The organism is Roseateles sp. (assembly GCF_965229315.1).
GTDB lineage: Bacteria > Pseudomonadota > Gammaproteobacteria > Burkholderiales > Burkholderiaceae_C > Pelomonas.
The window spans coordinates 3,213,905-3,236,854 of record NZ_CBDDJA010000002.1 but is presented as its reverse complement, the minus strand read 5'-3'; the positions used below and the strand labels follow the sequence as shown (position 1 = coordinate 3,236,854).

General features: G+C 71.0%; 25 protein-coding genes and 1 pseudogene. 20 read left to right on the top strand and 6 right to left on the bottom strand.

What is annotated here, in order from left to right:
• The first annotated feature begins 9 nt into the window (after positions 1-9).
• The 9 genes from ACO07H_RS19890 to ACO07H_RS19850 all read left to right on the top strand — a co-directional run bounded on the left by ACO07H_RS19890 (position 10) and on the right by ACO07H_RS19850 (position 9,300).
• Complete coding sequence (locus tag ACO07H_RS19890) at positions 10-1,050, top strand: GGDEF domain-containing protein (RefSeq protein ID WP_422017345.1); 1,041 nt, start codon at positions 10-12, stop codon at positions 1,048-1,050.
• A gap of 326 nt (positions 1,051-1,376) precedes the next feature.
• A complete protein-coding gene (locus tag ACO07H_RS19885; protein WP_422017343.1) occupies positions 1,377-2,732 on the top strand; it encodes a CHASE3 domain-containing protein in 1,356 nt (451 codons plus the stop codon).
• Positions 2,729-3,364, top strand: coding sequence for a response regulator (locus ACO07H_RS19880; RefSeq protein WP_422017341.1), 636 nt, complete (start codon positions 2,729-2,731; stop codon positions 3,362-3,364). Before ACO07H_RS19885 ends, ACO07H_RS19880 begins: the two co-directional genes overlap by 4 nt.
• A gap of 114 nt (positions 3,365-3,478) precedes the next feature.
• Positions 3,479-4,318, top strand: coding sequence for a response regulator (locus ACO07H_RS19875; protein ID WP_422017339.1), 840 nt, complete (start codon positions 3,479-3,481; stop codon positions 4,316-4,318).
• 37 nt (positions 4,319-4,355) lie between these two features.
• On the top strand, positions 4,356-4,853 hold the full coding sequence (locus tag ACO07H_RS19870) for a spore coat U domain-containing protein (RefSeq protein WP_422017337.1): 498 nt from the start codon (positions 4,356-4,358) through the stop codon (positions 4,851-4,853).
• 336 nt (positions 4,854-5,189) lie between these two features.
• Positions 5,190-5,699: a spore coat U domain-containing protein gene (locus ACO07H_RS19865; protein ID WP_422017335.1), complete on the top strand. Its 510-nt coding sequence runs from the start codon at positions 5,190-5,192 to the stop codon at positions 5,697-5,699.
• A 26-nt stretch (positions 5,700-5,725) separates the two neighbouring features.
• Positions 5,726-6,463, top strand: coding sequence for a molecular chaperone (locus tag ACO07H_RS19860; protein WP_422017333.1), 738 nt, complete (start codon positions 5,726-5,728; stop codon positions 6,461-6,463).
• Positions 6,447-8,765 carry a fimbria/pilus outer membrane usher protein gene (locus ACO07H_RS19855; RefSeq protein WP_422017331.1) on the top strand — a complete coding sequence of 773 codons (2,319 nt, stop codon included), beginning with the start codon at positions 6,447-6,449 and terminating at the stop codon, positions 8,763-8,765. Before ACO07H_RS19860 ends, ACO07H_RS19855 begins: the two co-directional genes overlap by 17 nt.
• 4 nt (positions 8,766-8,769) lie before the next feature.
• The gene (locus tag ACO07H_RS19850) at positions 8,770-9,300 is read left to right on the top strand and encodes a spore coat U domain-containing protein (RefSeq protein WP_422017329.1); all 531 of its coding nucleotides are present in this window, start codon (positions 8,770-8,772) and stop codon (positions 9,298-9,300) included.
• On the opposite strand, the gene ACO07H_RS19845 is transcribed toward ACO07H_RS19850, so the two are convergent.
• Positions 9,281-10,765 (bottom strand): cryptochrome/photolyase family protein, encoded by a 1,485-nt coding sequence (locus ACO07H_RS19845; RefSeq protein WP_422017327.1) that lies wholly within the window; start codon positions 10,763-10,765, stop codon positions 9,281-9,283. The genes ACO07H_RS19850 and ACO07H_RS19845 overlap by 20 nt on opposite strands.
• A 23-nt stretch (positions 10,766-10,788) precedes the next feature.
• Here ACO07H_RS19845 and ACO07H_RS19840 point away from each other — a divergent pair, with 23 nt between their 5' ends.
• The 7 genes from ACO07H_RS19840 (at position 10,789) to ACO07H_RS19810 (ending at position 16,172) form a co-directional block, all read left to right on the top strand.
• A complete protein-coding gene (locus tag ACO07H_RS19840) occupies positions 10,789-11,367 on the top strand; it encodes a YqgE/AlgH family protein (protein WP_422017325.1) in 579 nt (192 codons plus the stop codon).
• Positions 11,364-11,771, top strand: a complete 408-nt coding sequence (gene ruvX / locus ACO07H_RS19835) for a Holliday junction resolvase RuvX (protein WP_422017323.1) — start codon at positions 11,364-11,366, stop codon at positions 11,769-11,771. Before ACO07H_RS19840 ends, ruvX begins: the two co-directional genes overlap by 4 nt.
• Positions 11,768-12,253 carry a bifunctional pyr operon transcriptional regulator/uracil phosphoribosyltransferase PyrR gene (pyrR, locus tag ACO07H_RS19830; RefSeq protein ID WP_422017321.1) on the top strand — a complete coding sequence of 162 codons (486 nt, stop codon included), beginning with the start codon at positions 11,768-11,770 and terminating at the stop codon, positions 12,251-12,253. The genes ruvX and pyrR overlap by 4 nt, the downstream gene beginning before the upstream one ends.
• The gene (locus ACO07H_RS19825; protein WP_422017319.1) at positions 12,253-13,215 is read left to right on the top strand and encodes an aspartate carbamoyltransferase catalytic subunit; all 963 of its coding nucleotides are present in this window, start codon (positions 12,253-12,255) and stop codon (positions 13,213-13,215) included. The genes pyrR and ACO07H_RS19825 overlap by 1 nt, the downstream gene beginning before the upstream one ends.
• Before the next feature lie 142 nt (positions 13,216-13,357).
• Positions 13,358-14,662 carry a dihydroorotase gene (locus ACO07H_RS19820; RefSeq protein ID WP_422017317.1) on the top strand — a complete coding sequence of 435 codons (1,305 nt, stop codon included), beginning with the start codon at positions 13,358-13,360 and terminating at the stop codon, positions 14,660-14,662.
• Positions 14,659-15,387: a lysophospholipid acyltransferase family protein gene (locus ACO07H_RS19815; RefSeq protein ID WP_422017315.1), complete on the top strand. Its 729-nt coding sequence runs from the start codon at positions 14,659-14,661 to the stop codon at positions 15,385-15,387. Before ACO07H_RS19820 ends, ACO07H_RS19815 begins: the two co-directional genes overlap by 4 nt.
• Before the next feature lie 308 nt (positions 15,388-15,695).
• Positions 15,696-16,172 (top strand): hypothetical protein, encoded by a 477-nt coding sequence (locus ACO07H_RS19810; protein WP_422017313.1) that lies wholly within the window; start codon positions 15,696-15,698, stop codon positions 16,170-16,172.
• A 405-nt stretch (positions 16,173-16,577) separates the two neighbouring features.
• On the opposite strand, the pseudogene ACO07H_RS19805 reads toward ACO07H_RS19810, so the two are convergent.
• Positions 16,578-16,877 (bottom strand): annotated as a pseudogene (locus ACO07H_RS19805) (GntR family transcriptional regulator); the annotation flags it as partial.
• A gap of 86 nt (positions 16,878-16,963) precedes the next feature.
• Here ACO07H_RS19805 and ACO07H_RS19800 point away from each other — a divergent pair.
• The 3 genes from ACO07H_RS19800 to ACO07H_RS19790 are packed head-to-tail and all read left to right on the top strand — an operon-like array spanning position 16,964 to position 19,239.
• Positions 16,964-18,250 carry an MFS transporter gene (locus tag ACO07H_RS19800; protein WP_422017311.1) on the top strand — a complete coding sequence of 429 codons (1,287 nt, stop codon included), beginning with the start codon at positions 16,964-16,966 and terminating at the stop codon, positions 18,248-18,250.
• Positions 18,251-18,278: 28 nt separating this feature from the next.
• Positions 18,279-18,590 carry an autorepressor SdpR family transcription factor gene (locus ACO07H_RS19795; protein ID WP_422017309.1) on the top strand — a complete coding sequence of 104 codons (312 nt, stop codon included), beginning with the start codon at positions 18,279-18,281 and terminating at the stop codon, positions 18,588-18,590.
• Positions 18,583-19,239, top strand: coding sequence for an SdpI family protein (locus ACO07H_RS19790; protein ID WP_422017307.1), 657 nt, complete (start codon positions 18,583-18,585; stop codon positions 19,237-19,239). The genes ACO07H_RS19795 and ACO07H_RS19790 overlap by 8 nt, the downstream gene beginning before the upstream one ends.
• On the opposite strand, the gene ACO07H_RS19785 is transcribed toward ACO07H_RS19790, so the two are convergent.
• Genes ACO07H_RS19785 through ACO07H_RS19775 form a run of 3 tightly spaced genes read right to left on the bottom strand, consistent with a single transcriptional unit; the run spans position 19,202 to position 21,095 of the window.
• Positions 19,202-19,720 (bottom strand): hypothetical protein, encoded by a 519-nt coding sequence (locus ACO07H_RS19785; protein ID WP_422017305.1) that lies wholly within the window; start codon positions 19,718-19,720, stop codon positions 19,202-19,204. The two genes, ACO07H_RS19790 and ACO07H_RS19785, sit on opposite strands and share 38 nt — an antisense overlap.
• Positions 19,717-20,475: a hydroxypyruvate isomerase family protein gene (locus ACO07H_RS19780; protein ID WP_422017303.1), complete on the bottom strand. Its 759-nt coding sequence runs from the start codon at positions 20,473-20,475 to the stop codon at positions 19,717-19,719. Before ACO07H_RS19780 ends, ACO07H_RS19785 begins: the two co-directional genes overlap by 4 nt.
• Positions 20,472-21,095, bottom strand: coding sequence for a DUF4254 domain-containing protein (locus ACO07H_RS19775; RefSeq protein ID WP_422017301.1), 624 nt, complete (start codon positions 21,093-21,095; stop codon positions 20,472-20,474). Before ACO07H_RS19775 ends, ACO07H_RS19780 begins: the two co-directional genes overlap by 4 nt.
• Before the next feature lie 42 nt (positions 21,096-21,137).
• Here ACO07H_RS19775 and ACO07H_RS19770 point away from each other — a divergent pair, with 42 nt between their 5' ends.
• On the top strand, positions 21,138-22,103 hold the full coding sequence (locus ACO07H_RS19770) for a glycosyltransferase family 9 protein (protein ID WP_422017299.1): 966 nt from the start codon (positions 21,138-21,140) through the stop codon (positions 22,101-22,103).
• Here the strand turns inward: ACO07H_RS19770 and gpmA are convergent.
• The gene (gpmA, locus tag ACO07H_RS19765) at positions 22,100-22,849 is read right to left on the bottom strand and encodes a 2,3-diphosphoglycerate-dependent phosphoglycerate mutase (protein ID WP_422017297.1); all 750 of its coding nucleotides are present in this window, start codon (positions 22,847-22,849) and stop codon (positions 22,100-22,102) included. The genes ACO07H_RS19770 and gpmA overlap by 4 nt on opposite strands.
• Positions 22,850-22,950 lie beyond the last annotated feature (101 nt).

Genomic DNA, 22,950 nt, shown 5'->3' with positions numbered 1-22,950 from the left:
GGCGCATCCATGTCCCAGGTTGTCGACCATCTCGCCGAATTGACCGGTTTTCGTGACCGCGACGTCATGGACGTCACGCTGGTCATGGCCTTGCGTGACCTGTTCGAGCCTGAATCGGCGGCCATCTACCGCTGCGTCGGCGAGCCCGGCCAGGAGCGCTGGCTGACGCGTGCCAAGCTGCGCGTCGGCGACGCCGTCGCGCAGGCCGACCCGTTGTGGGCCAAGCCGGAGGCGCTGCCGCTGGCGAGCGAGCATCCACTGCGGCTGGAAGCGATGCGCAGCCGTGCGGTCACGCAGGTGGCCCAGGGCGGGCAATGGCTCTACCTGTTCCCCATCGCGACCGACCGCGACGTCGTCGGCGTCATCGAGATCCTCTCCACGCGCCGCCTGGGCACGGCCGCGCAGCGCATGGTCAGCAGCGTGCTGCGGATCTATCACAACTTCCAGGGGCTGCTCGACTACTCCGAGCGCGACACGCTGACCGGTCTGCTCAACCGCAAGACCTTCGACGAGAGTTTCCTGAAGGTGCTCTCCGACATCCCCGTCGTGCGGCCTGCGGCGGACAACGTCGGCGAGGACCGGCGCCATGACCCGGCTGTGCCCCACTACGTGATCGGTGTCATCGACATCGACCATTTCAAGACGGTCAACGACCGCTTCGGCCACCTCATCGGCGACGAGGTGCTGCTGCTGCTGTCCCGCCTGATGCGCGGCTCGTTCCGCTTCCATGACCTGCTCTACCGTTTCGGCGGCGAGGAGTTCGTCGTGCTGATGCGCTGCGACGAGGAAATCCATGCCGGCGAGGCCTTCGAGCGCCTGCGCGTGAACACGGAGCGTTATGCCTTCCCGCAGGTCGGCCGCATCACGGTCAGCATCGGCTTCACCGAGGTGCGCGCCGGTGATTCGCCGGCGACCGCCTTCGAGCGCGCCGACAAGGCGGTCTATCACGCCAAGGCGCATGGGCGGAACCAGGTGCACAACTATGCGGCTCTGGTGGCCAGCGGCGTGATCCAGGAAGCCGCGCAGCTCTACGACGTCGAGCTGTTCTAGACGGCGCGTCGGCGCCTGCGTCATGCGGTGGGGGGCGGTGCAGTGTTGCGCTGCCGCCGCAGTTTGGCGTTTTCAAGTGCTTGAACCCTAACGTTACGACGGGGTGCGGCCGCCACCAGTTTGCTTTTTGTCACGTCGGGTATAGCCTTCGCCCGTGGCACCCAGCCCAGGCCCGCAGAGGCTGGTTGGGTACCGGTGCGGGGTAGGCGTGGACGGCGTCCGTCGTTGCCACCGGGCGCAGGTGATGGCGCCCGTGGCGAGTCCACGGTATGTGGTGTGGCTGCAGGATCAGAATGCGGTATTCATGGCTTCCTCCAAGCCTTCTGATGGCGGCCTTCGTGGCTTTTGTCGGCACGGCGGCGGGGGCATCGCTCAGCCTGTCTGAGCTGCTGGTGCGTGACGGCGAGCGCAGCCAGGCGTTGCGCGTGCAGACCGATCTGCAGCGCCTGATGACGCTGCTCGTCGATGTCGAGACCGGCCAGCGCGGCTTCATCATCACCGGCCAGCAGCCGTTCCTGCGTCCCTACGAGGATGCGCTGGCCGAGCTCGAGGGCCTGAGGACCGCGCTGCGCGAACGCCTGCGGGCCGCAGGGACGAGGGCGCAGACGTTGCAGCGGCTGGATGATCTGATCACCCTGCGCCTGGACCAGAGCCAGCAGACCGTCAAGCGGCGCCTGCGCGATGGCGACGCCGTCATGCGGGACCTCAGTGCCTACGTCGACGGCAAGCGGGTGATGGACGACCTGCGCTTCGAGATCGAGCAACTGTCGGCCGAACAGCAGCGCGTCGTCGCCGTGGCCGACTATTCGACCCGGGAAGTCCAGCAACGCACGACGCGCCTGATGCGGCTGCTGCCCGGCGTGGGCCTGGTGACGCTGGCACTCGCGCTCGCGTTGACGCTGCGCCAGCGCCGGCTGCGCGACCGCGCCGAAGCGGCGCTGCTCGAAGCCAACGCGAGCCTGGAGCGGCAGGTGGGCCAGCGGACCCAGGCGCTGCAGCGGGCGCTGGCGCGCATCCGCTACTTCGCCGTCGAACTGGACCGGGGCGTGGAGTCCGAGCGGCGCCGGCTCGCGCGCGAGGTGCATGACCAGGTGGGCCAGGTCGGCACCGCGATCAAGATGCTGACGATCTCGCTGCGCAGCAAGCTCGCGCCGAAGCCGGAGCCGCTGCTGGACGAGTTGCAGACCATGGCCGAGGAGTGCGTGCGTGCTGCGCGCCAGATCTCGGCCGCCCTGCGTCCGCCGCTGCTCGACGAGCTCGGCCTGGAGGCGGCCCTGGGCCACTACCTGCAGACGCTGCAGCTGCAATCCGGCCTGGAAACCTCGCTCGCGCTGGCCGATGCCGGCCTGCTGGGTCCCGATCAGGCCAGCCCGTTGTTCCGCATCGTGCAGGAGGCCTGCACGAACGTGCTCAGGCATGCGCAGGCCAAGTCGCTGCGCATCACCGGGCGCGTGATGAACCAGGGCGACGACGGCTACGAGCTGGAAATCGTCGACGATGGCCGTGGCCCCGGCGACACACGCGCCGATGCGTCCGGCCTGCGTGGCATGCGCGAGCGTGCCGCGCTGGCGGGCGGTGGCTTCGAATTCGGCCCGGCCCCTGGCCGCGGCACGAAGGTGCGGATCTGGCTGCCATTGCAGCCGCCGGAACGCGAGTCAGGCGAAGAGGAGACCTGGTTATGAGAGTGCTCATCGTCGACGACCACCCGCTGATGCGCATGGGCATCAGCCAGCTCGTGCTGCAGGAGTGGCCTGATGCGCAGATCGACGAGGCGCCGACCATCGCCGATGCGTTGACCCGCATCGCCGCGGCCAAGCCCAAGCTCGTCACGCTGGATCTGTCCCTGCCCGATGCCCAGGGCACGGAGGGCGCGAGCCGGTTGCTGCGCGTGCTGCCGGGCGTGCCGCTGCTGGTGCTGAGCCTGAACGCCGAGGCCGCCTATGCGGCGCGGCTGATGCAGATGGGCGTGTCGGGCTATCTGCCCAAGGACAAGGCGCCTGAAGAGCTGCGCACGGCGCTGCGGCGGCTGTCCGAGGGCGGGCGCTATGTCACGTCTGCGATGGCCGACATGCTGCTGGGCCTGCTCAGCGGCAAGGCACCCGCGACGCTGCCGCACGAGCAGCTGTCATCCCAGGAGCATCGCGTCATGCTGCTGATCGCCGCCGGCAAGACGCCCGCACAGATCGCCGACACCATGCACCTGTCGGTCAAGACCGTCGGCAGCTACCGCGCGCGCATCCTCGAAAAGGCCGGCTGGGCCAACAACACCGAGCTGACCAAGTACTGCGTGCAGCACGGCCTGACCGAGCTCTGACGCACCGTGGCACCCGTGTAGGCAATCCCCCTACGCGAGGTCGCGGCAATCCCGCTGCCGCGCTGCCAGCATCGCCCGCTGCCGCCCGGACGGCGCCGCGTCGACGATGCGTCCATGAACATTTTCCTCGTCGAAGACTCCGTCTCCATCCGCCGGCTGCTGGTTCGCCGCCTGGATGCGCTGCCCGGCATGCGCATCGTCGGCGAGGCCAGCGGTCAAAGCCAGGCGCTGGCGCTGATCCACTGGACCTGCCCCGACGTCGTGCTGATGGACCTGTCCCTGGCCAACGGCTCCGGCCTGGGTCTGCTGGGCGAACTGCGCCGCGGTGGCTACACCGGCCGCATCGCCGTGCTGACGGCCCAGGATCTCGACGCCTACCGCCGCGCCTGCATGGACGCCGGCGCCGATGCCTTCTACGACAAGGCCAGCGGCCTGGAGTCGCTGTTCGACGACCTCGTGCAGATGTTGCCCGCCCAGGGCAGCGATGCAGACGACCAACCCGCCGCGCTGCTGCGCGACGGGCTCACCGGCCTGTGCAGCGAGCTGGCGCTGTGGGCACGCCTGGACCAGGCCGCCCGCGCCGCGACCCGTGACGGTGTCCACCTCGCCGTCTACGTGCTGCGCCTGACCGGCCTGGCCGACCTGCCTGCCGAGGTTGCAGACGCGCTGGCCGTGCAGATGGCCTGCCGGCTGCGCGAGGCCTGTGCCGAGAGCGACATCGTCGCGCGCAGCGCCGCCGACCGGTTCGCGTTCGTGCTGACGCGCGTCGACGATGCCCGGCAGGCCGCCGCACACGCCCAGCGCCTGACGGCGCTGCTGGCCCAGCCTTTCCACGCCGGCGGCCGTGACCACCACCTCGGCATCGAACTCGGCATGGCGCTCTTTCCGGCCGATGCCGTTTCGCCGCGCGCATTGCTGACGCTGGCCGAGGCCACGGCCTTCGGCGCGCTCTGAACGCCATCACCCTTTTTCGAATTTGCTCGGAACGCCCATGAAAACCCTCCACACCGCTGCGCTGCTGGCGCTGCTGATGCCCGTGCTGGCCCAGGCCGGTACGGCCAGCAACACCTTGCAGGTGCAGGCCACCGTCATCAGCTCCTGCCAGGTGGCGGGCACGTCGCTGAACTTCGGCAACAGCATCGACCCGCTGGCCACCGCCACGCCGCTGGACGCGACGTCCACGCTGAGCGTGGTGTGCACCAACACCACCCCCTACACGGTGGCGCTGAACGCCGGCGCCAATGCCGGGGGCGCTTCCAACTTCGGCGCCCGCACCATGAAGAGCGGCACGCAGACGCTGGGCTACCAGCTCTACCTGGACAGCGGCCGCTCCACCGTCTGGGGCGACGGCACCGCCAGCAGCAGCACCTCCGCCGGCACCGGCACGGGCAGCACGCAGACGCTGACCCTCTACGGCCGCCTGCCGTCGCTGGCCAACGTCGTGCCGGGCGCCTACACCGATACCGTCACGGTGACGGTCAGCTACTGATGATCCATGACCGGGTCGGGTTCGTCACCGGTTGACTAACCGGCCGGCCGCGCGGGATGCTCGCGGCGAGCCGTTGGCGGCGTCGGCGCGAGCAAGGATGCGCGCCGCAACGACGCGGCGCGGCACGGGTTGCCAACTACGCCACGGATTCCGGGGCGTGTAGGCAATCCACCTACGCCAGCTGACGGCTATCCCGCTGCCGCGATAGCGGCATCACCCGCTGCCGGGAAAACCGGTGCGATTCGAAGATACGTCCATCGAGAAACCTGCAGCGCACCCCACAGTTCGCCCCAACGGTCCTCGCGATAGCACTTCAAATCCACACGGAGCCCGACCATGAAGACCCTGACGACCGCCAAGTCCCTGCCCCTGCTGCTCGCCCTGCTGGTGCCCATGCTGGCGCAGGCCGGCACGGCCAGCAACACCTTCCAGGTGCAGGCCACCGTCATCAGCTCCTGCCAGGTGTCGGGCACGTCGCTGAACTTCGGCAACAGCATCGACCCGCTGGCCACCGCCACGCCGCTGGACGCGACGTCCACGCTGAGCGTCGTGTGCACCAACACCACGCCCTACACGGTGGCGCTGAACGCCGGCGCCAATGCCGGCGGTGCCTCCAACTTCGGCTCCCGCACGATGAAGAGCGGCACCCGCACGCTGGGCTACCAGCTCTACCTGGACACCGGCCGCTCCACCGTCTGGGGCGACGGCACCGCCAGCAGCAGCACCTCCGCCGGCACCGGCACGGGCAGCACGCAGACGCTGACCATCTACGGCCGCCTGCCGTCGCTGGCCAACGTCGTGCCGGGCGCCTACACCGACACCGTCACTGTTACCGTCAGCTACTGATCGCCCAGCTCCAAGGAGACTTCGCCATGAACCGCATGTTCCGACTGCTCGCCCTGTGCCTGATGCTGCCGTTCGCGGCGCAAGCCTCTGACGTCACGCTGATGCCGGTCAATGTGCGCCTGGACCGCACCAATGACCGCACCACGGTGCAGGTGATGAACAACGGCCAGGAGCCGGTGCTGATGCAGGCCGAGGCGATCTCCTGGACCCGCGTGAACGGCCAGGACCAGGACGGCCCGACGTCCGACCTCATCGTCAACCCGCCGGTGTTCACCGTGCAGCCCGGCCAGACGCAGGTGCTGCGCGTGGGCCTGCGCCGCACGCAGGAACTGGCGCAGGAAGGCACCTACCGCGTCGTGCTGCGCGAAGTGCCGATGCCGCGCCCGAGCGACCTGCTCAATGTGGCCGGCAGCGTGCGCGTGCTGGTCACGATGCGCGTGCCGGTCTACGTGGCGCCTGCCCAGGTCAAGCGCAGCGAGCAGTGGCAAGTCACCCGTGCGCCCAACGGCGACCTGCTGGCCGAAGTGGCCAACACCGGCAACGTTCACCTGAAGGTGGGCGAGCTGCGCCTGCAGGGCGAGGGAGGCGAAGCCCTGGCCAGCGTGGCCCAGAAGGGCAGTGCCTCCGTCATCTTCCCCGGTGAGCAGCGGGTGTTCCGCCTGCCGGCGCCCACCACCGCGGTGGCTGCCGCCACCATGCAAGTCCAGACCGACCAAGGCGTGCAAGTCGTTGCATTGAATGACATTCGTGGGGCGCGCCCCTGACCGTTGCCGTGGCCTGGCGGCGCTGATCGCGCTGCTGTCGTTGCTGTTCGCCGCCGCCGTGGCCACCGCCCAAACGTCTCGCCCCCAGTGGGGTGAGACGTTGCTGCTTGCGCTGAAGATCAACAACGTGCCGCAGGATGCCATGTTGCGCGCCGTGCGGTTGGCGGACGGCCTGGCCATCCCGCAGTCCAACTGGGACGAGCTCAACCTGCGCCTGCCCACCGGCGGCCCGCCGCGGGTCATCGACGGCGAGCAGCACGTGCTGCTGGCCAGCGCCGGCCCGCTGCGCTGGCGCATCGAGGAGGCCACGCAGACGCTGGAGATCGAGGCCCCGGCATCGGCCTTCGTCGGGCAGCGGCTGGACCTGGGCTCGGGCCAGCCTCGCGTGACACAGCCATCGGTCTGGGCGCCGTTCGTCAACTACGACGCGCAGTGGGACCGCCGCACCCGCGCCAGCAGCTCGTTCGACACGCTGTGGGAGGCCGGCTTCTTCAGCCCGGTGGGCGACTTCAGCACCACCAGCCTGGCGCGCACGGGCGGCGGCAACGTGCGGCTGGAGACGCGTTGGCAGCGCGACGACCCCGAACGGCTGGCGCGCTTGCGCGTGGGCGACACCATCAGCCAGGCCGGTGCCTGGGGCCGCGCGCTGCGCTTCGGTGGCGTGCAGTGGGGCACCGATTTCTCGCTGCAGCCCGGCTTCCTGAGCTTCCCGCTGCCGGCACTGCGCGGCGAGGCCGCGCTGCCGTCCACGCTGGACGTCTATGTCAACAACAGCCAGCGGCTGCAGAGCCGGCTGCAACCCGGGCCGTTCGACCTGTCCGAGCTGCCGGTCGTCACCGGCCAGGGCGAGATCCGCACCGTCGTGCGCGACCTGCTGGGCCGCGAGCAGATCGTCGTGACGCCCTACTACGTCAGCCCCGCGCTGCTCAAGCCGGGGCTGAGCGCCATCAGCGCCGAGATCGGCGCGCTGCGCGAAGACTATGGCCTGGCCAGCAGCCGCTACCGCCAGCCCATGGCCAGCGTCACCGAACGCCTGGGCGTGACGGACCGCTTCACGCGTGAGCTGCGCGCCGAGCTGTCCGGCCGCCAGCAGGCCGTGGGCGCCACCGGCTGGGTGCTGTGGCCGGCGCTGGGCACGGCCAGCGCTTCGCTGGTCGGCAGCCATTCGCGCGACCAGGGCGCCGGCTGGCTGATCGGCGCCAGCCTGGACCGCCAGGCGCGCGACTGGAGCGCCAGCGTGCAGGTGCGCCGCGCCAGCGCGCGCTTCAGCCAGCTCGGCCAGCCCGAGGGCGGCGCGCCGCGCCTGGTGCTGACGGCAGCACTCGGCACCTCCTGGGGCGGCAACTCCCTCGGCGCGAGCTACACGCGCCAGCGCGGCGGCCCCTTCGACAGCAACCTCGCGCAGGTCAACTACAGCCGCGACCTGGGGTACTGGGGCTATGTCGGCGTGGTGGCGTTCAAGGACATCGCCAGCGGCGCCAACACCCTGGCGCTGAGCTGGAGCCGCGCGCTGGATTCGCGCCACAGCGCCGGCATGAGCGTGCAGCGCCAGGCCGGCAGCGGTGCCGACAGCACGCTGTTCCAGGCGCAGGTGCAGCGCAACCCGTCCTTCGGTTCCGGTCTGGGCTACCAGCTGACGACCGAGAGCGGCGGCCGCCAGATGGCGCAGGCGCAGCTGCAGGGCGAGTACGCGGTGCTGACGGGCGGCGTCGCGCGCCGCGGCAGCGACGTCGAAACCCGCGCGGGTGCCGCCGGCGGCTTCACCTGGGTGGACGGCAGCTTCTTCGCCGGCCGGCGCATCGAGGGCGGCATCGCCGTCGTCGACGTGGGTGGGCACGAGGGCGTGCGCGTCCTGCAGGACAACCAGATCGTCGCGCGCACCGACGCGCGCGGCCGCGCCTTCGTCACCGGGCTGCGCGGCTACCAGCCCAACCGCGTGGGCATCGATGCGGCCGACCTGCCGATGGACGTGGAACTGCAGGCGCTGGAGATCCAGCTCATGCCCGCCGCCCGAAGCGCGGCGCGCATCGACTTCCCCGTGCAGCGCGGCCGCTCCGCCAGCCTGCGCCTGGTGGACGCGCTGGGCCGGCCGGTGATGCCAGGCGCCCAGCTGGCGATCGACGGCGTGGCGCGCCACTTCCCCGTGGGCCTGGAAGGCCGGGCCTACCTGGCCGGGCTGGCCGAGGGCTTGAACCGTGTGGTGGCAACATGGCCCGATGGCCGATGCCAGTTCGAATTCCAGATGCCGTCCACCGCCAGTGGCGACGACTTGCCCGACCTGGGCGTGCTGACCTGCAGGTGATGCCATGACCCGACCTTCCCCGTCCCTGCGCCTGGCCCCTCTGCTGCGCACCCTCGCCGTGCTGCTGTGCCTGTGCTTCGCGTGCGTGAAACCGGCGCAGGCGCTGTGCCTGCCGGCGGTGTGCACCTGCACGCTGGCAACCACCAACGTGGCATTCGGCAACTACGCGCCGCTGGCGTTCGGCAACACCGACACGACGGGCTCGCTCAAGGTCACCTGCGGCGGCGTGGCGGGCCTGCTGATCCCGTTCAATCTCGCCATCAGCGCCGGCGGCAGCGCCAGCTTCACCAACCGGCAGATGAAGAGCGGCAGCAACACGCTGTCGTACAACCTCTACACCGACGCGTCGTACGCCACCGTCTGGGGGGACGGCAGCAGCTCGACGCAGATCATCAGCTCCGGCGTGACGCTGGACCTGCTGGGGCTGGCGCCGGCGCAGACCTTCTATGTGTACGGTCGAATACCGGGGCGGCAGATCACGGCCGTGCCCGGGGTCTACAACGACACCATCAGCGTCACGCTGACCTATTTCTGATGCGGCCGGTCGTGGGGCCGGCCTGCGGCTCGGGCAGCGCCCGGGTCTTCACGACGGCATAGCGCGCCAGCGTGCGTTCGCGGGCGGCGGCGTGATCGACGAGGGGGCGCGGGTAGCCACGGCCCTGCATCTGCAGCGGCGCCGCCTGCCACGGCGCATGGATGGCGCGGTCGTCCAGGTCGGCCAGCTCCGGGCAGTAGCGGCGGATGAAGGCGCCGTGCGCGTCGAACTTCTCGCTCTGGCTGGTCGGGTTGAAGATGCGGAAGTAGGGCTGCGCGTCGCAGCCGCTGCTGCTGGCCCATTGCCAGCCGCCGTTGTTGGCGGCGAGGTCGAAGTCCAGCAGCTTCTCGGCGAAATAGGCTTCGCCGCGCTGCCAGTGCAGCCCCAGGTCCTTGCACAGGAAGCTGGCGGCGACCATGCGCAGCCGGTTGTGCATGTAGCCGGTCTGGTTGAGCTGGCGCATCGCGGCGTCCACCAACGGGAAGCCGGTGCGGCCCTCGCACCAGGCGGCGAACGCGGCGTCCGCCTCGGGGCCGGTGTCCCACTGGATGTGGTCGTATTCCGGCCGGAACGATGCCGTCATCGCATGGGGGTGGTGGTGCATGACCTGGTGATAGAAGTCGCGCCAGATCAGCTCCGACAGCCAGACCTCCGCGCCGTGGTCGCCGCCCTGCATGCGGTCGTGCGCGAGGCGTGCCAGCCGCCGGATCGACACGGTGCCGAAGCGCAGGTGCACGCTGAGGTAGCTGGGCCCCTTGAGCGCCGGGAAGTCGCGCTTTTTGTCGTAGCTGTCGATGCGGTCCAGGAAGTCGTCCAGCAGCGCCTGCGCGCCTCGGCTGCCCTGGCCGACATGCGCGATCAGCCCGGCGGGCTCGAAGCCGATGTCCTGCAGCGTTGGCACGCCTTGGGCCAGCGGGGTGTCGGCGAGTGCCGCCGCATGGCGCTCGACCGGATAGCTGCTCAGGTAGAACGCGTCGACCTTCTTCAGCCAGGCGTTCTTGTAGGGCGTGAACACGCCGTAAGGCCCGCCGCTGGCCGTCATCACCTCGCGGCGCTCGAAGACGACGTGATCCTTGAACGTGCGCAGCTCGGCGCTGAAGGCTTTCAGCAGCTCGGCCACCCGCGTGTCGCGCGCCAGCGCCTGCGGTTCGTCGTCGTGGTTGGCGAACACGGCCTGCACGCCCAGCTCGGCCGCCAGCCGCGGGATCTCGTCCGCTGCCGTGCCGTGACGCACGATCAGCGCGCCGCCCCGCTCGCGCAGGTCCTCGTCCAGCACCTTCAGCGCGCCCAGGATGAACTCCACGCGCCGGTCCGCGCGGGGCAGCGCATCCAGGATGTCGCGGTCCAGCACGAAGGCGCAGTACACCTGTTTCGCGCTTCTCAACGCCTGGTAAAGGGCGGCCTGGTCGTCGGCGCGCAGGTCGCGGCGGAACCAGACCAGGGCTCGGTCAAGGAGGGGCTTCATACCCGCAGAATAAAATGCCGCCCATGCCCGCCGACCGGATCGTCCTGACCAACCAATTCCTCATCGCCATGCCCGGCATGGCCGACGAGGCCTTCGCGGGCACGGTCGTCTACCTGTGCGAGCACAACGACAACGGCGCGCTGGGCCTGGTCATCAACAAACCCATCTCGCTGACGCTGGGCAACCTGTTCGAGAAAGTCGAGCTCAGCCCGCCCGCGGACCTGCTGGCCGAGACGCCCGTCTACTACGGTGGCCCGGTGCAGACCGACCGCGGTTTCGTGCTGCACGAGCCGCTGGACGAGGCCGGTGGGCACTACAGCGCCACGCTGGCGGTGCCGGGCGGCCTGGAGATGACCACCAGCCGTGACGTGCTGGAGGCGCTGTCCAACGGCGCCGGCCCGCGCAAGATCCTCGTCACGCTGGGCTACAGCGGCTGGGCCGCCGGCCAGCTCGAAGAAGAGATCGGCCGCAACGGCTGGCTGACGGTGGACGCCTCGCCGGCCATCATCTTCGACACGCCGGTCGAGCAGCGCTACGAGAAGGCGCTGGGCCTGCTGGGCATCGACCCGCGCATGTTGAGCGCGGATGCCGGCCACGCATGAGGCCGACCGTGGCCTCCGCCGATCCTGCCCGTCTCCAGTCCTTTCTTGCCTTCGACTTCGGCCTGCGCCGCATCGGCGTGGCCAGCGGCACGCGCCTGCTCGGCTCGGCCGAACCGCGCGGCACGATCAAGAGCGGCGACTTCGACGCGGTCGCCGCACTCGTGAAGACCTGGCAGCCCGACGCCCTGGTCGTGGGCGTGCCTCGGTACCCGGACGGCGCGCCGCATGAGATGACGGCCAAGGCGCAGAACTTCGGCCGGCGGCTGGCCGGCCGCCACCACCTGCCGGTCTTCGAGGTGGACGAGCGCTACACCAGCGTCGACGCTGAAGCCGCTGGCGCGCGCGACGTGGACGCGGCGGCGGCTGCGCTGATCCTGGAACAGTTTTTTCGAGAACACCCATGAGTGAACTGCTGCTTGATGCCGAGGGCCTGTACCTCGAACTCCAACGCGGTGTGCAGCGGCTGCTGACGCCCGAGACCGCCCTGGTGGGCATCTGGAGCGGCGGCGCCTGGCTGGCCGAGCGGCTGGCGGCCGATCTGGCCGTGGCCGCCGGCACCATCTCCAGCGCCATGCACCGCGACGACTTCGGTTCGCGCGGCATGGCCAAGGCGGACCACACCAAGCTGCCCTTCGACGTCAACGGCCGCGACATCCTGTTGATCGACGACGTGCTCTTCACCGGCCGCACCACGCGCGCCGTCATCAACGAGCTGTTCGACTTCGGCCGTCCGGCCAGCGTGCGGCTGGCGGTGCTGGTGGACCGCGGCGGGCGGCAATTGCCCATCGAGCCGGCGTTCTCGGCCGCGCGCGTGACGCTCAAAGCCGACCAGAGCCTGCGCCTGGTCCGTGGCGAAGATGGCCGCTTCAGCTTCGAGGTGAAGTGATGCTCAGCAAACGCAACCCTCAACTCAACAAGCACGGCGAGCTGATCCACCTGCTGTCTACCGAAGGACTGCCGCGCGCGGTCATGGAGCAGATCCTGGACACGGCCGGCAGCTTCCTGTCCGTCAACGACCGGGACGTCAAGAAGGTGCCGCTGCTGCGCGGCAAGTCGGTGTTCAACCTGTTCTTCGAGAACAGCACGCGCACCCGCACCACCTTCGAGATCGCCGCCAAGCGCCTGTCGGCCGACGTCATCAACCTGGACATCGCGCGCAGCTCCACCGCCAAGGGCGAAACGCTCTTGGACACGGTGGCCAACCTCAGCGCCATGCACGCCGACATGTTCGTCGTGCGCCACAGCGAGAGCGGCGCGCCGCACCTGATCGCCCAGCACTGCGCGCCGCACGTGCACGTCGTGAATGCCGGCGACGGCCGCCACGCGCACCCGACGCAGGGCCTGCTGGACATGTACACGATCCGGCACTTCAAGAAGGACTTCCGCAACCTGACGGTCGCCATCGTCGGCGACATCGTGCATTCGCGCGTGGCCCGCTCGGACATCCACGCGCTCAGCATCCTGGGCGTGCCCGAGATCCGTGCGGTGGGCCCCAAGACGCTGGTGCCCGGCGACCTGCGCGACATGGGCGTGCGCGTCTGCCACGACATGGCGGAGGGCGTGCGCGACGCCGACGTCGTCATCATGCTGCGCCTGCAGAACGAGCGCATGAACGGCGGCATGCTGCCCAGCAGCGGCGAGTTCTTCAAGCACTTCGGCCTGACGCCGGACAAGCTGGCACTCGCCAAGCCCGATGCCATCGTCATGCACCCCGGCCCCATCAACCGCGGCGTGGAGATCGCGTCCGAAGTGGCCGACGGCAAGAGCAGCGTGATCCTGCCTCAAGTGACATTCGGCATCGCTGTCCGAATGGCGGTCATGGCCATCCTCGCCGGGAACGAAGCATGAGGACGACCCACCCCCGCGGCGCTTCGCGCCACCCCCTCAAGGGGGCACTCCCGGCCGCCCGGCAAAGCCGGATCGGCGGCAGTTACTCGATAGACGGCGACGCTGCGCGCGCCTTGGCTGGTTCTGCACGGGAGTGCTGCAAGTGAAGATCCTGATCAAGAACGGCCGCCTTGTTGACCCGGCCTCGAACCTCGACTGCATCGGCGACGTCGCCATCGCCAACGGCCGCATCGTGCACCTGGGCGACGTGGCTGGCTTCGACGCCGATCGCACCGTCGATGCCACCGGCCTCGTCGTCGCGCCCGGCCTCGTCGACCTGTGCGCCCGGCTGCGCGAGCCTGGCCACGAGCACGAGGGCCTGCTGGAAAGCGAACTCGCCGCCGCCGCGGCCGGCGGCGTGACCAGCCTGGTCTGCCCGCCCGACACGGACCCCGTGCTGGACGAGCCCGGCCTGGTCGAGATGCTGAAGTTCCGCGCCCGCAAGTTGAGCCGCTGCCGACTGTTCCCGCTCGGCGCGCTGACGCGCCAGCTCCAGGGCCAGGCGCTGACGGAGATGGCCGAGCTGACCGAGGCCGGCTGCATCGGCTTCTCGCAGGCCGAGGTGCCGATCAAGGACACGCTGGTGCTGAGCCGTGCGCTGCAGTACGCCGCCACCTATGGCTACACCGTGTGGCTGCGCCCGCAGGACTTCTACCTCGGTGGCGGCGTGGCCGCGAGCGGCGCGGTGGCCACGCGGCTGGGCCTGTCCGGCGTGCCGGTCAGCGCCGAGACGGTGGCGTTGCACACGATCTTCGAGCTGGTCCGCGCCACGGGCGCCCGCGTGCACCTGTGCCGCATCAGCAGCGCCGCCGGCGTGGAACTGGTGCGCGCTGCCAAGCGCGAAGGACTGCCCGTGACGGCCGACGTGTCCATCAACTCGCTGCACCTCAGCGACGTGGACATCGGCTACTTCGACTCCGCCATGCGCCTGACGCCGCCGCTGCGCCAGGGCCGCGACCGCGACGCGCTGCGCGCCGGCCTGGCCGACGGCACGCTGGACGCGCTGGTGTCCGACCACATGCCCGTGACCACCGACGAGAAGGCCGTGCCCTTCGCCGAGGCCACGCCCGGCGCGACCGGCCTGGAGCTGCTGCTCTCCCTGAGCCTGCGCTGGGCGCGTGACTCGGGCCTGCCGCTGCAGCGGGCGCTTGCCGTCGTCACCGCCGAACCCGTGCGCGTGCTGGGCAACGCTTTAGGTTCACTGGCCGCCAGTGCCGGCCGTCTCGTCGAAGGCGGCGTGGCCGACGTCTGCGTGTTCGACGCCGGCGCGAGCTGGGCCGTCACGCCCGAGGCACTGGCCAGCCAGGGCAAGCACACACCGTTCGCGTTCGCGTCCAGCGGCTTCGAGCTGCCGGCGCGTGTGCGCTGCACGCTGGTGGCCGGGCACATCGCCTGCGACGCCGCATGAGGGCCGTCTGGCGCCTGGCGCGCCTCACGCCCCATGTGCTGCACGGCCTGTGGATCGTGAAGCGCCGCTTCGACCTGCTGACGGCGCCCGAGCGGCATGCGCTGATCCAGTGGTGGTCCGTCAAGACGCTGCGCATCCTGGGCATCACGTTGAAGGCCGACAGCGCTGCCAGCGCGGTACCCGCCGGCCACCTGCTGGTGGCCAACCACGTCTCCTGGCTGGACATCGCCGGCCTGCATGCGGTGCTGCCGCAGGCGCGATTCGTCTCCAAGGCCGACGTGAAGCACTGGCCGCTGGTCGGTGCGCTCGTCGAAGGCGCGGGCACGCTGTTCATCGAGCGGGCCAGCAAGCGCGACGCGCTGCGCGTCGTGCACCAGACGGCCGCGGCGCTGCAGGCCGGTGACTGCGTGGCCGTGTTCCCCGAGGGCACCACGGGCACGGGCCCCGAGCTGCTGCCTTTCCATGCCAACCTGCTGCAGGCGGCCGTGTCGGTGCAGGCGCCGGTGCTGCCGGTCGTGTTGCGCTGGCACGAGCCGGGCGAGCGTTTCAGCACGGCAGCGCGCTTCGTCGGCGACACGACGCTGGTGCAGAGCCTGTGGCGCATCGCGTCGGCGCGCGGGTTGGGCTTCGACGTGCAGGTGCTGCCCAGCGTGGCGTCCGAAGGCCTGGATCGCCGGGCACTGGCGGAAGCGCTGCGGGCCTCGATCGTCGCTAGGCTGGGCTGACGCGCGACAGCATCCCGCGCGCCGCCGCGCCAATATGCTGGAGGCGCGTCCAGCGGATGCGCCGCCGTCAGGCGCAAGCAGTGGTCGAAGCGCCCCGACGGGCTGAAGACGGCCCCCGGCACGAAGCCATAGCCGTCGGCCTGGGCCTGCGCCAGCAGAGCCAACGTGTCCAGCCCCGCGGGCAGTTCCACCCACAGCACATAGCCCGTGTCGCCGGCCGACACGCGCGTGCCCGGCGGGAAATGCAACCTCACGGCGTGGGTCCAGGCCGCCACCTGCTGGCGCAGGCACGAGCGCAGCCGCCGCAGATGGGCCTCGAAGGCGGGCCCGGCCAGGAAGCCGGCGAGCGCCCGGTCGGTCAGCAGCGGGATCAGCTCGCCATGCACCGTGCGCGCCGCGCGCAGCCGCAGGCGGTGGCGCCCGCTGGCGACGCAGCCCAGGCTGAAGCCCGGGCCGGTGATGCAGGCCAGGCTGGTGCAGTAGATGACCTCGTCCGTGGCGTCGAAGGACTTCAGCGGGCGGCCGCCCTCGGCGCCGCGGTGCAGCTCGCCCATCATGTCGAACTCGATGATGGCGACGCCATGCGCCTTCAGCAGCGTCACCAGCGCCTGCTTGTCGGCGTCGTCCATGGGGCCGGCCGCCGTGGCGAGCAGGCCCAGGTCGATCACGCAGGCGGCGGGCCGCTCGCGCGCCAGCCAGGCCGCCAGCGCGTCGCCCGCCGGCGGCAGGGGCAGCTCGACGGGCTGAAGGTCCAGCGCCGCCACGACCTCCAGCACCCGCAGTGAACCCGGCGATGCCACCGCGACGCGCTCGCCGGGCCGTGCCAGCAGGCCCAGGCACAGCTGCAAGGACTCCCCATCGCCCTGGGTCAGGACCAGGTCCTCGGTGCTGGCCCGCACGCCCCGGCGATCCAGCCGGGCGGCGAACTGCTCGCGCAAGGCCTGGCTGCCGAAGACGCTGCCCGACGCCAGCGCACCGGCCCCGGTCCGCAGGCAGGCGGCCAGCTCCCGGCGCAGTGCGGCCAGCGGCAGCAGCGCCGGCGCCAGCGCGAGGTGGCCCAGCGACAGCAGGCCCTCCCGCGAGGCGGCGAGCGCCAACAGCCGCTGCCGCCGCTCCTCCAGTTGCAGCGCGGACGTCATGGGTGGCGGGCGCCGCGTCGAGGCGTCCGGCGCAGCGCGCACGAAGAACCCGCGCCGCGGGCGGGCCTCGATCCAGCCCGCGTCTTCCAGGCGGTGCAGCGCATGGGTCACGGTGGCCAGGCTGAGCCCGTGGGTGCGGCACAGCTCGCGGACCGACGGCAGCCGGTCGCCGGGGCGGTAGCGGCCGGCGTGCAGGGACTGGATCAGCGCATCGGCGAGCGCCAGGTACAGAGGCGGGCGAGACGTCACGTTGCGGGCGGCGAGGGAAAAGGGGCGAACGATATCGGCAGCCGGCCCGGCCGTATCGATGCACGGGTGTCCGCCTGCGATCGATACAGCGCCTGCCTGCATCGATCGCCAAAGGGGCTGGCTGGGTCTGCCGCGCGCTGGGCGTGCTGCCTAGAGTCCCGATGCCCCGACTCCCAGGACATCCAGACATGACTTCATTCGCAGCCCCCCTGCGCCACTGCCCGCCCGCTGCGCGCAGGCTGCTGCTCGGCGAGATGGCGGGGCTGCTGGCGACGGCGTCCACGCAGACCACGCTGGCCTGGTGGATCGCGAGCTCGGGTGGGGCGACCGCGCTCGCACGCTATGGCGCGATCACGGCGATCTGCGCGATGCTGGCCCTGCCGCTGCTGTCGCCGCTGGGGGACCGCTGGCCCAAGCACCGCGTGGTGCAGTGCGCGCGCGGCGTGCTGCTCATCGAGGCGCTGGCGCTGGCCATGCTGGCCGGCATGGCGGTCGACAACGGGCTGCTGCTGTGCCTTTGCGGCGTTGTGTCCGCGCTGGCCGGCGCGGCGCTGTTGCCCGCCCAGGTCAGCCTGCTGCCGGAGTTGGTGGACGCGGACCGCCTGCCGGCGGCGATCCGGCTGCGCCGCGGGGCTCAGGCGCTGGGCGGACTGCTGGGCCCCGGCGTGAGCGGCGCTCTGCTGGCCCTGGACGGCGTCGCTGCGGCCATGATGGGCTCGCTGCTGCTGGCGCTCATGGCCGCGGGCACGGCGATGCGCCTGGACCGGCCCCTGGGCGCGCCGGCCATTGCCGCGCCGGCCGCATGGCTGGGCGACGTGGGCGCCGGCCTGCGTGCCAAGTGGGGCGTTCCCATCGACCGCTGGTGGACGCTGACGGGTGCGCTGATGATGGTGTTCTTCCTGCCGGCGACCGGGCTGCTGCTGCCGCTGCGGCTGCAGGCGCTGGGCCTGTCCGGCGGCTGGCTGGGCGCCTGCCATGCCGCGCTGTCGCTGGGCGTGATGGCCGGCGTCGCGGGCCTGGCGGAGGCGCTCATCCGCCGGCTGGACCGTGTGCGTGCCATCGCTGCCGCCATCGGCGTCTGCGCGGGCGCCATGGCCGCCGCGGGCGCCTGCGATCACCCGCCGGCGCTGCTCGCCTGCTTCGCGCTGATGGGCCTGTGCATGTCGGTCACGCAGCTGGTGGGCCAGACCCATCGCACGCTGGCGATTCCGGCGCATTTCCGCTCGCGCATGGCGGCGGCCCAGCTGACGCTGGCCCATCTCGCGGCCGGCGTGGCGCCGGCGGCCGCGGGCGTGCTGCTGACGCAGTGCCGCGTCGACGCCGTCTACCTCTGCATGGCGCTGGGCTTCCTGGCCAGCGGCGCGCTGCTGCTGGCCGTGCCGGAGCTCGGGAGCTTCCTGCGGCTCGATCACGAGCAGGTGCGCAACTGGTACGGGCGGCGCTATCCGCAGGCGTTCGCGTCCCGGCTTGACTAAATTTCGTTGATTGGCAAAATACCGAACCATGGACAAAGTCTTCAAGGCACTCAGCGACCCGACGCGGCGGCGCATCCTGCAGCTGCTGCGCGAGCGCGAGATGACGGCCGGCGAACTGGCCGGGTGCTTCGACCTGGCCAAGCCGACGCTGTCGGGCCATTTCGGCGTGCTGCGCGAGGCCGACCTGGTCAGCGCCGACAAGGCCGGCACCACCATCACCTATCGCCTCAACGTGTCCACGCTCGAAGAAGCGTTGCTCGGCTTCGCCGAGGTGTTCGGCATCGGCGAGGCCCAGGCGAAGTCCTCATCCAGACGCAAGACAGGAGGTTCCCATGCTTGAACGATTCGGCCTTCGCATCCAGCTCGTGCTGATCGCCGCCATGGTGCTGGCCGGCGTGTGGGCGCGCACGCAACTGCCCGAGGGCGCGCAGGTGCCGGTGCACTTCAACATGCATGGCGACGTCGACGGTTGGTCAGGCGCCACGGTCGGTCTCTTCATGCTGCCGGGGACGGCGCTCGCGCTCCTGGGTGTGCAATGGCTGCTGCCGCGCATCGACCCGCGCGGCGACAACCTGCGCCGCTCTGCGAAGGCGGTCACCACCATCTTCGTCGGCGTCACGCTGCTGCTGGCGCTGGTGCAGGCCCAGGTCGTGGCCATGGCGCTCGGCCTGACCGGCCCGGCGGCCCGCATGCCGCTGCTGCTGGTGGGCGGGCTGTTCGTCGTCATGGGCAACGTGCTCGGCAAGCTGCGCTCCAACTACACGGTCGGCATCCGCACGCCTTGGACGCTGAGCAACGAACGCGTCTGGGACCAGACCCACCGCTTCGCCGGCAAGGTGTTCGTCGGTGCCGGGCTGTTGCTGCTGGTGCTGGCGATGTCTTCGCTGCCGGCGCAGTGGCAGGCGCCCGCCATCGGTGGCACGGCCATCGCCGCGGCGATGGCGGCAGTGGTCAAGTCCTGGTGGCTGTGGCGGCGGCAGCAAGGCTGAGTCGCTGGCGGTCCAGCGTCTGCAAGGGCTGGGCGCCCACCTGACGGATCCAGCGCAGATCGCTCAGCGTCAGCACCAGCCCGGAAGCGAGCGCGTCCATGGGCAGCCGGTTGCCCGGTGACTTTGGATTGCGAGGGTGGGCCAGCGTGAGGTGTGCGGCCTGGTGGCGGATGTCGCTGCGGCCCAGCACCCGACGACGCAGCGCATCGAATGCCGACTGGCCCGCCGTACAGGGCAGCAGGATGCCGTGCGCCTCGAAACGCACCGGCGGCCCGAACTCAAGCGTGAGCGCAGCGGCGCCAGCCAGGCTCGCGTGCAGGTCGGCCAGGCGCGCCAGTTCATCCTCGCGGCACAGCGTCACATGCGCCGGGATCAATGCAGCCTGCACGGGGTCCAGCCGCTGCCGCAAGAGGTTCAGGCGCTCTCCTTCAAGCCCCGAGACAAACAGGCTGAGCTGGTCGCGCACGCGGTCGGCGTTCATCGCAGCCAGGCCAGCCCTGCCGTCGTGTCGGCGCGTGGCTTGTATTCCAGGCCGACGCAGCCGTCCCAGCCGCGCTCGGCCAGCAGCGCCAGCTCGGCCGCGTACTCGGCGGGCTCGGGCTCATGCCGCCCCTGGACGCCGGCCACCTGCACATGGCCCAGCACGCCCAGGTCCAGCGCACGGGCCAGGTGGCTCAACGATTCGCCGCCTTCGGCGATGCGGCAGTGGTACAGGTCCAGCTGCAGCTTCACGCGCGGCGAGGCGAGCAGCGACAGCAGTTCCAGCGCCTGCGCCTGGCGGTGCAGGAAATAGCCCGGCATGTCGCGGCGGTTGATGGGCTCTACCGTCAGCGTCAGCCCGGCTGGCGCCTGCGCGGCGGCCCAGGCCAGGTTGTCCAGCCAGGTCGCTCGCGTTGCGGCGCTGTCTTCGGCGATGCCGGACAGCAGGTGCACGACGGGCGCGCCGACCTGCTGCGCCAGCTCGAAGCCTTGCTGCGCGTGCGCGCGGAACTCGGCCTCGCGGCCGGGCAGGGCGGCCAGGCCGCGCTCACCCTGTGCCCAGTCGCCCGCGGGCGCATTGACGAGCGCGACCGACAAGCCGCCCAGCCGCGCCCGCAGCGCCTGGCGGTTCTCCAGATGGGCGAACAGCAGTTCCACGCGGCTGAAGCCGTCGGTGCGCGCGGCGTCGATGCGGTCGAGGTAGGGGAGCCCGGGGTACAGCCAGTCGAGGTTGGCGGCGAACCTCGACGCAATCACGGCGCCTCCGCCACCAGCGCGGGATTCAGCCGCGGGTCGTTGTACATCTTGAACTGCCGGTAGACCTTGAAGTAGGCGCGGCCGGCGCGCGCGTCGGCCAGCAGTTCGTCGTAGCAGGCACCGAGGTCTGCGCGCTGCTGGATGAGCCGGTCCAGCCGCTCGCTGCAGGCGTGCCGGTGCGAGACGTCCTCGTCGGTGCGCCGCGACTGGTCCCGCATCGCGGCGATCTTCAGGCCCAGGATGGAGATGCGGTCCAGCATGGAGCCGGCCGTCTCGCTGTTGAGCCGCGCGCCGGGCGCGGCGGTGCTGCGGGGCAGGGCGCTCGCAAGGGTGGCCGGGTCCACCAGCCCCAGCGCGCCGAGCAGGAATTCGTCGATGCGCTCGATGGCGTCGTTGCGCGCCTGGTTGTGGCGGTCGATGGCGCGCTTGTTGGCGACGATCTCGGCATCCGGCGCACGCGTGCGGCGAGCCAGGTCTTCCTGGGCCCACAGGCTGCGGTTGTGGAAATGGTTCAGCGCGATCCAGCTGCGCAGGTCGCCCGGGGCTGTGGCCAGCGGCGGGGATGCCAGGGCCGCGTCGTGGGCCGCAATCACTTCTGAGGAAGAAGGCAAGGAAGTCATCGGTTGGCGTGCAGAATCCCGCGCCACGGTTTACACCCAGCCATGATAGAAGCCCGCCCCCTCGTCGTCCGCCTTCGCAATTTCGTGGGCGACACCGTGCTGAGCGTGCCGGCGCTGCGGCTGCTGGCGCACCACGGCTACCGGCTGGAGCTGGTGGGCAAGGGCTGGGCGCGCGGGCTGCTGCAAGCCGAGGGCTGGGCCGTGCACGTGCGCCCGGCGGACTTTCGCGGGCGCATCGCGCAGCTGCGCCAGCTGCGGCGGCAATTCCGCGCGGAAGACGCCGGGTTCGATGCGCGGTCGAACGCGCTGCTGTTCCCCTACGCCTTCTCGGCCGCGCTGGATGCGCGTCTGGCCGGCCTCAAGGCCGAAGGCCTGGCCACCGACGGCCGCGGCTGGCTGCTGCGACGCGGCCTGCCGCCGCACGAGGCGCGGCACACGCTGCTGGAGTATTGGCACCTGGCCTGCGACTTCCTGCGTATCCAGGCGCCGCCGCCGAGCGACATCCGGCTGGCGGTCAGCGACGCCCAGCGCGAGGCGGCCCGCGCGATGCTGGCAGCGCGGGGGCTGGACCCGGGCCGCTGCGTGCTGATCTGCCCCTTTGCCAACGGCCGCATCGAGTTCATCGAGCGCAGCTGGCCGGTGTTCCCGGCGTTCGTGCGCCGCCTGCATGCCGCAGGCCGGCCGGTGGTCATCGTGCCGGGGCCGACGGAGGTGGCGGGCGCCCGGCAGCTCTACCCGGACGCGGTGCGGCTGGACGGCGTCGGGCTGGGCGACTACAACGCCTTGCTGCAGTTGGCCGGCGTCGTCGTGGCCAACGACACCGGGCCGGGCCACATGGCCGCGGCCGTCGGCGCGCGGCTGCTGAGCCTGTGGGAGGCGTCGGCGGACCTGGCGCGCTGGGCGCCCTGGGGCACGAGCACCACGCTGATGCGGTGCCAGGCCGGCTGGCCCAGCGTCGACGAGGTCCTCGCCGCCGTGGAGCAGGCCCTGCCCACAGCGGGCGGTTAGGCGGCCGTCCTGCCCTGCGCGGCCACGGCGGCGGCGGCCTTGGCCGCGGCTTCGGCGTCGCCGAGGTAGTAGCTCTTGATGGGCTTGAGGTCGGCGTCCAGCTCGTACACCAGCGGGATGCCGTTGGGGATGTTGACGCCGACGATGGCGTCGTCGGCGATGCCGTCCAGGTACTTCACCAGCGCGCGGATGCTGTTGCCGTGCGCGGCGATCAGCACGCGCTCGCCGCCCTTGATGGCGGGCGCCACGGTCTCGTTCCAGAACGGCAGCACGCGGGCGACCGTGTCCTTCAGGCACTCGGTCAGCGGAACGTCTTCGGCGTCCAGCCCGCGGTAGCGGCGGTCGCCGCGCTCGCTGCGCGGGTCGTTCGCCTCCAGGGCCGGCGGCGGCGTGTCGTAGCTGCGGCGCCAGATCAGCACCTGCTCGTCGCCGTACTGCTGGGCCGTCTCGGCCTTGTTCAGCCCTTGCAGCGCGCCGTAGTGGCGCTCGTTGAGCCGCCAGGCGTGGCGTACCGGCAGCCAGGTGCGGTCCATCTGGTCCAGGCAGTGCCACAGCGTCCAGACGGCGCGCTTGAGCACGGACGTGTAGGCGATGTCGAAGTCGTAGCCCGCTTCCTTCAGCAGCCGGCCAGCCGTCCTGGCCTGCTCGACGCCAGTGGGCGTCAGGTCCACGTCGGTCCAGCCGGTGAAGCGGTTTTCCAGGTTCCAGGTCGATTCGCCGTGGCGGATGAGGACGAGCTTGTACATGGGGTCGGTGGTGAGACAAGGGGACGGCGGATTATCCGGTGGCGGCGAGCGGCCCGGCCGGCGGGCGATAATCCTGGGCTTCGTTGAACTGCACGGGATGC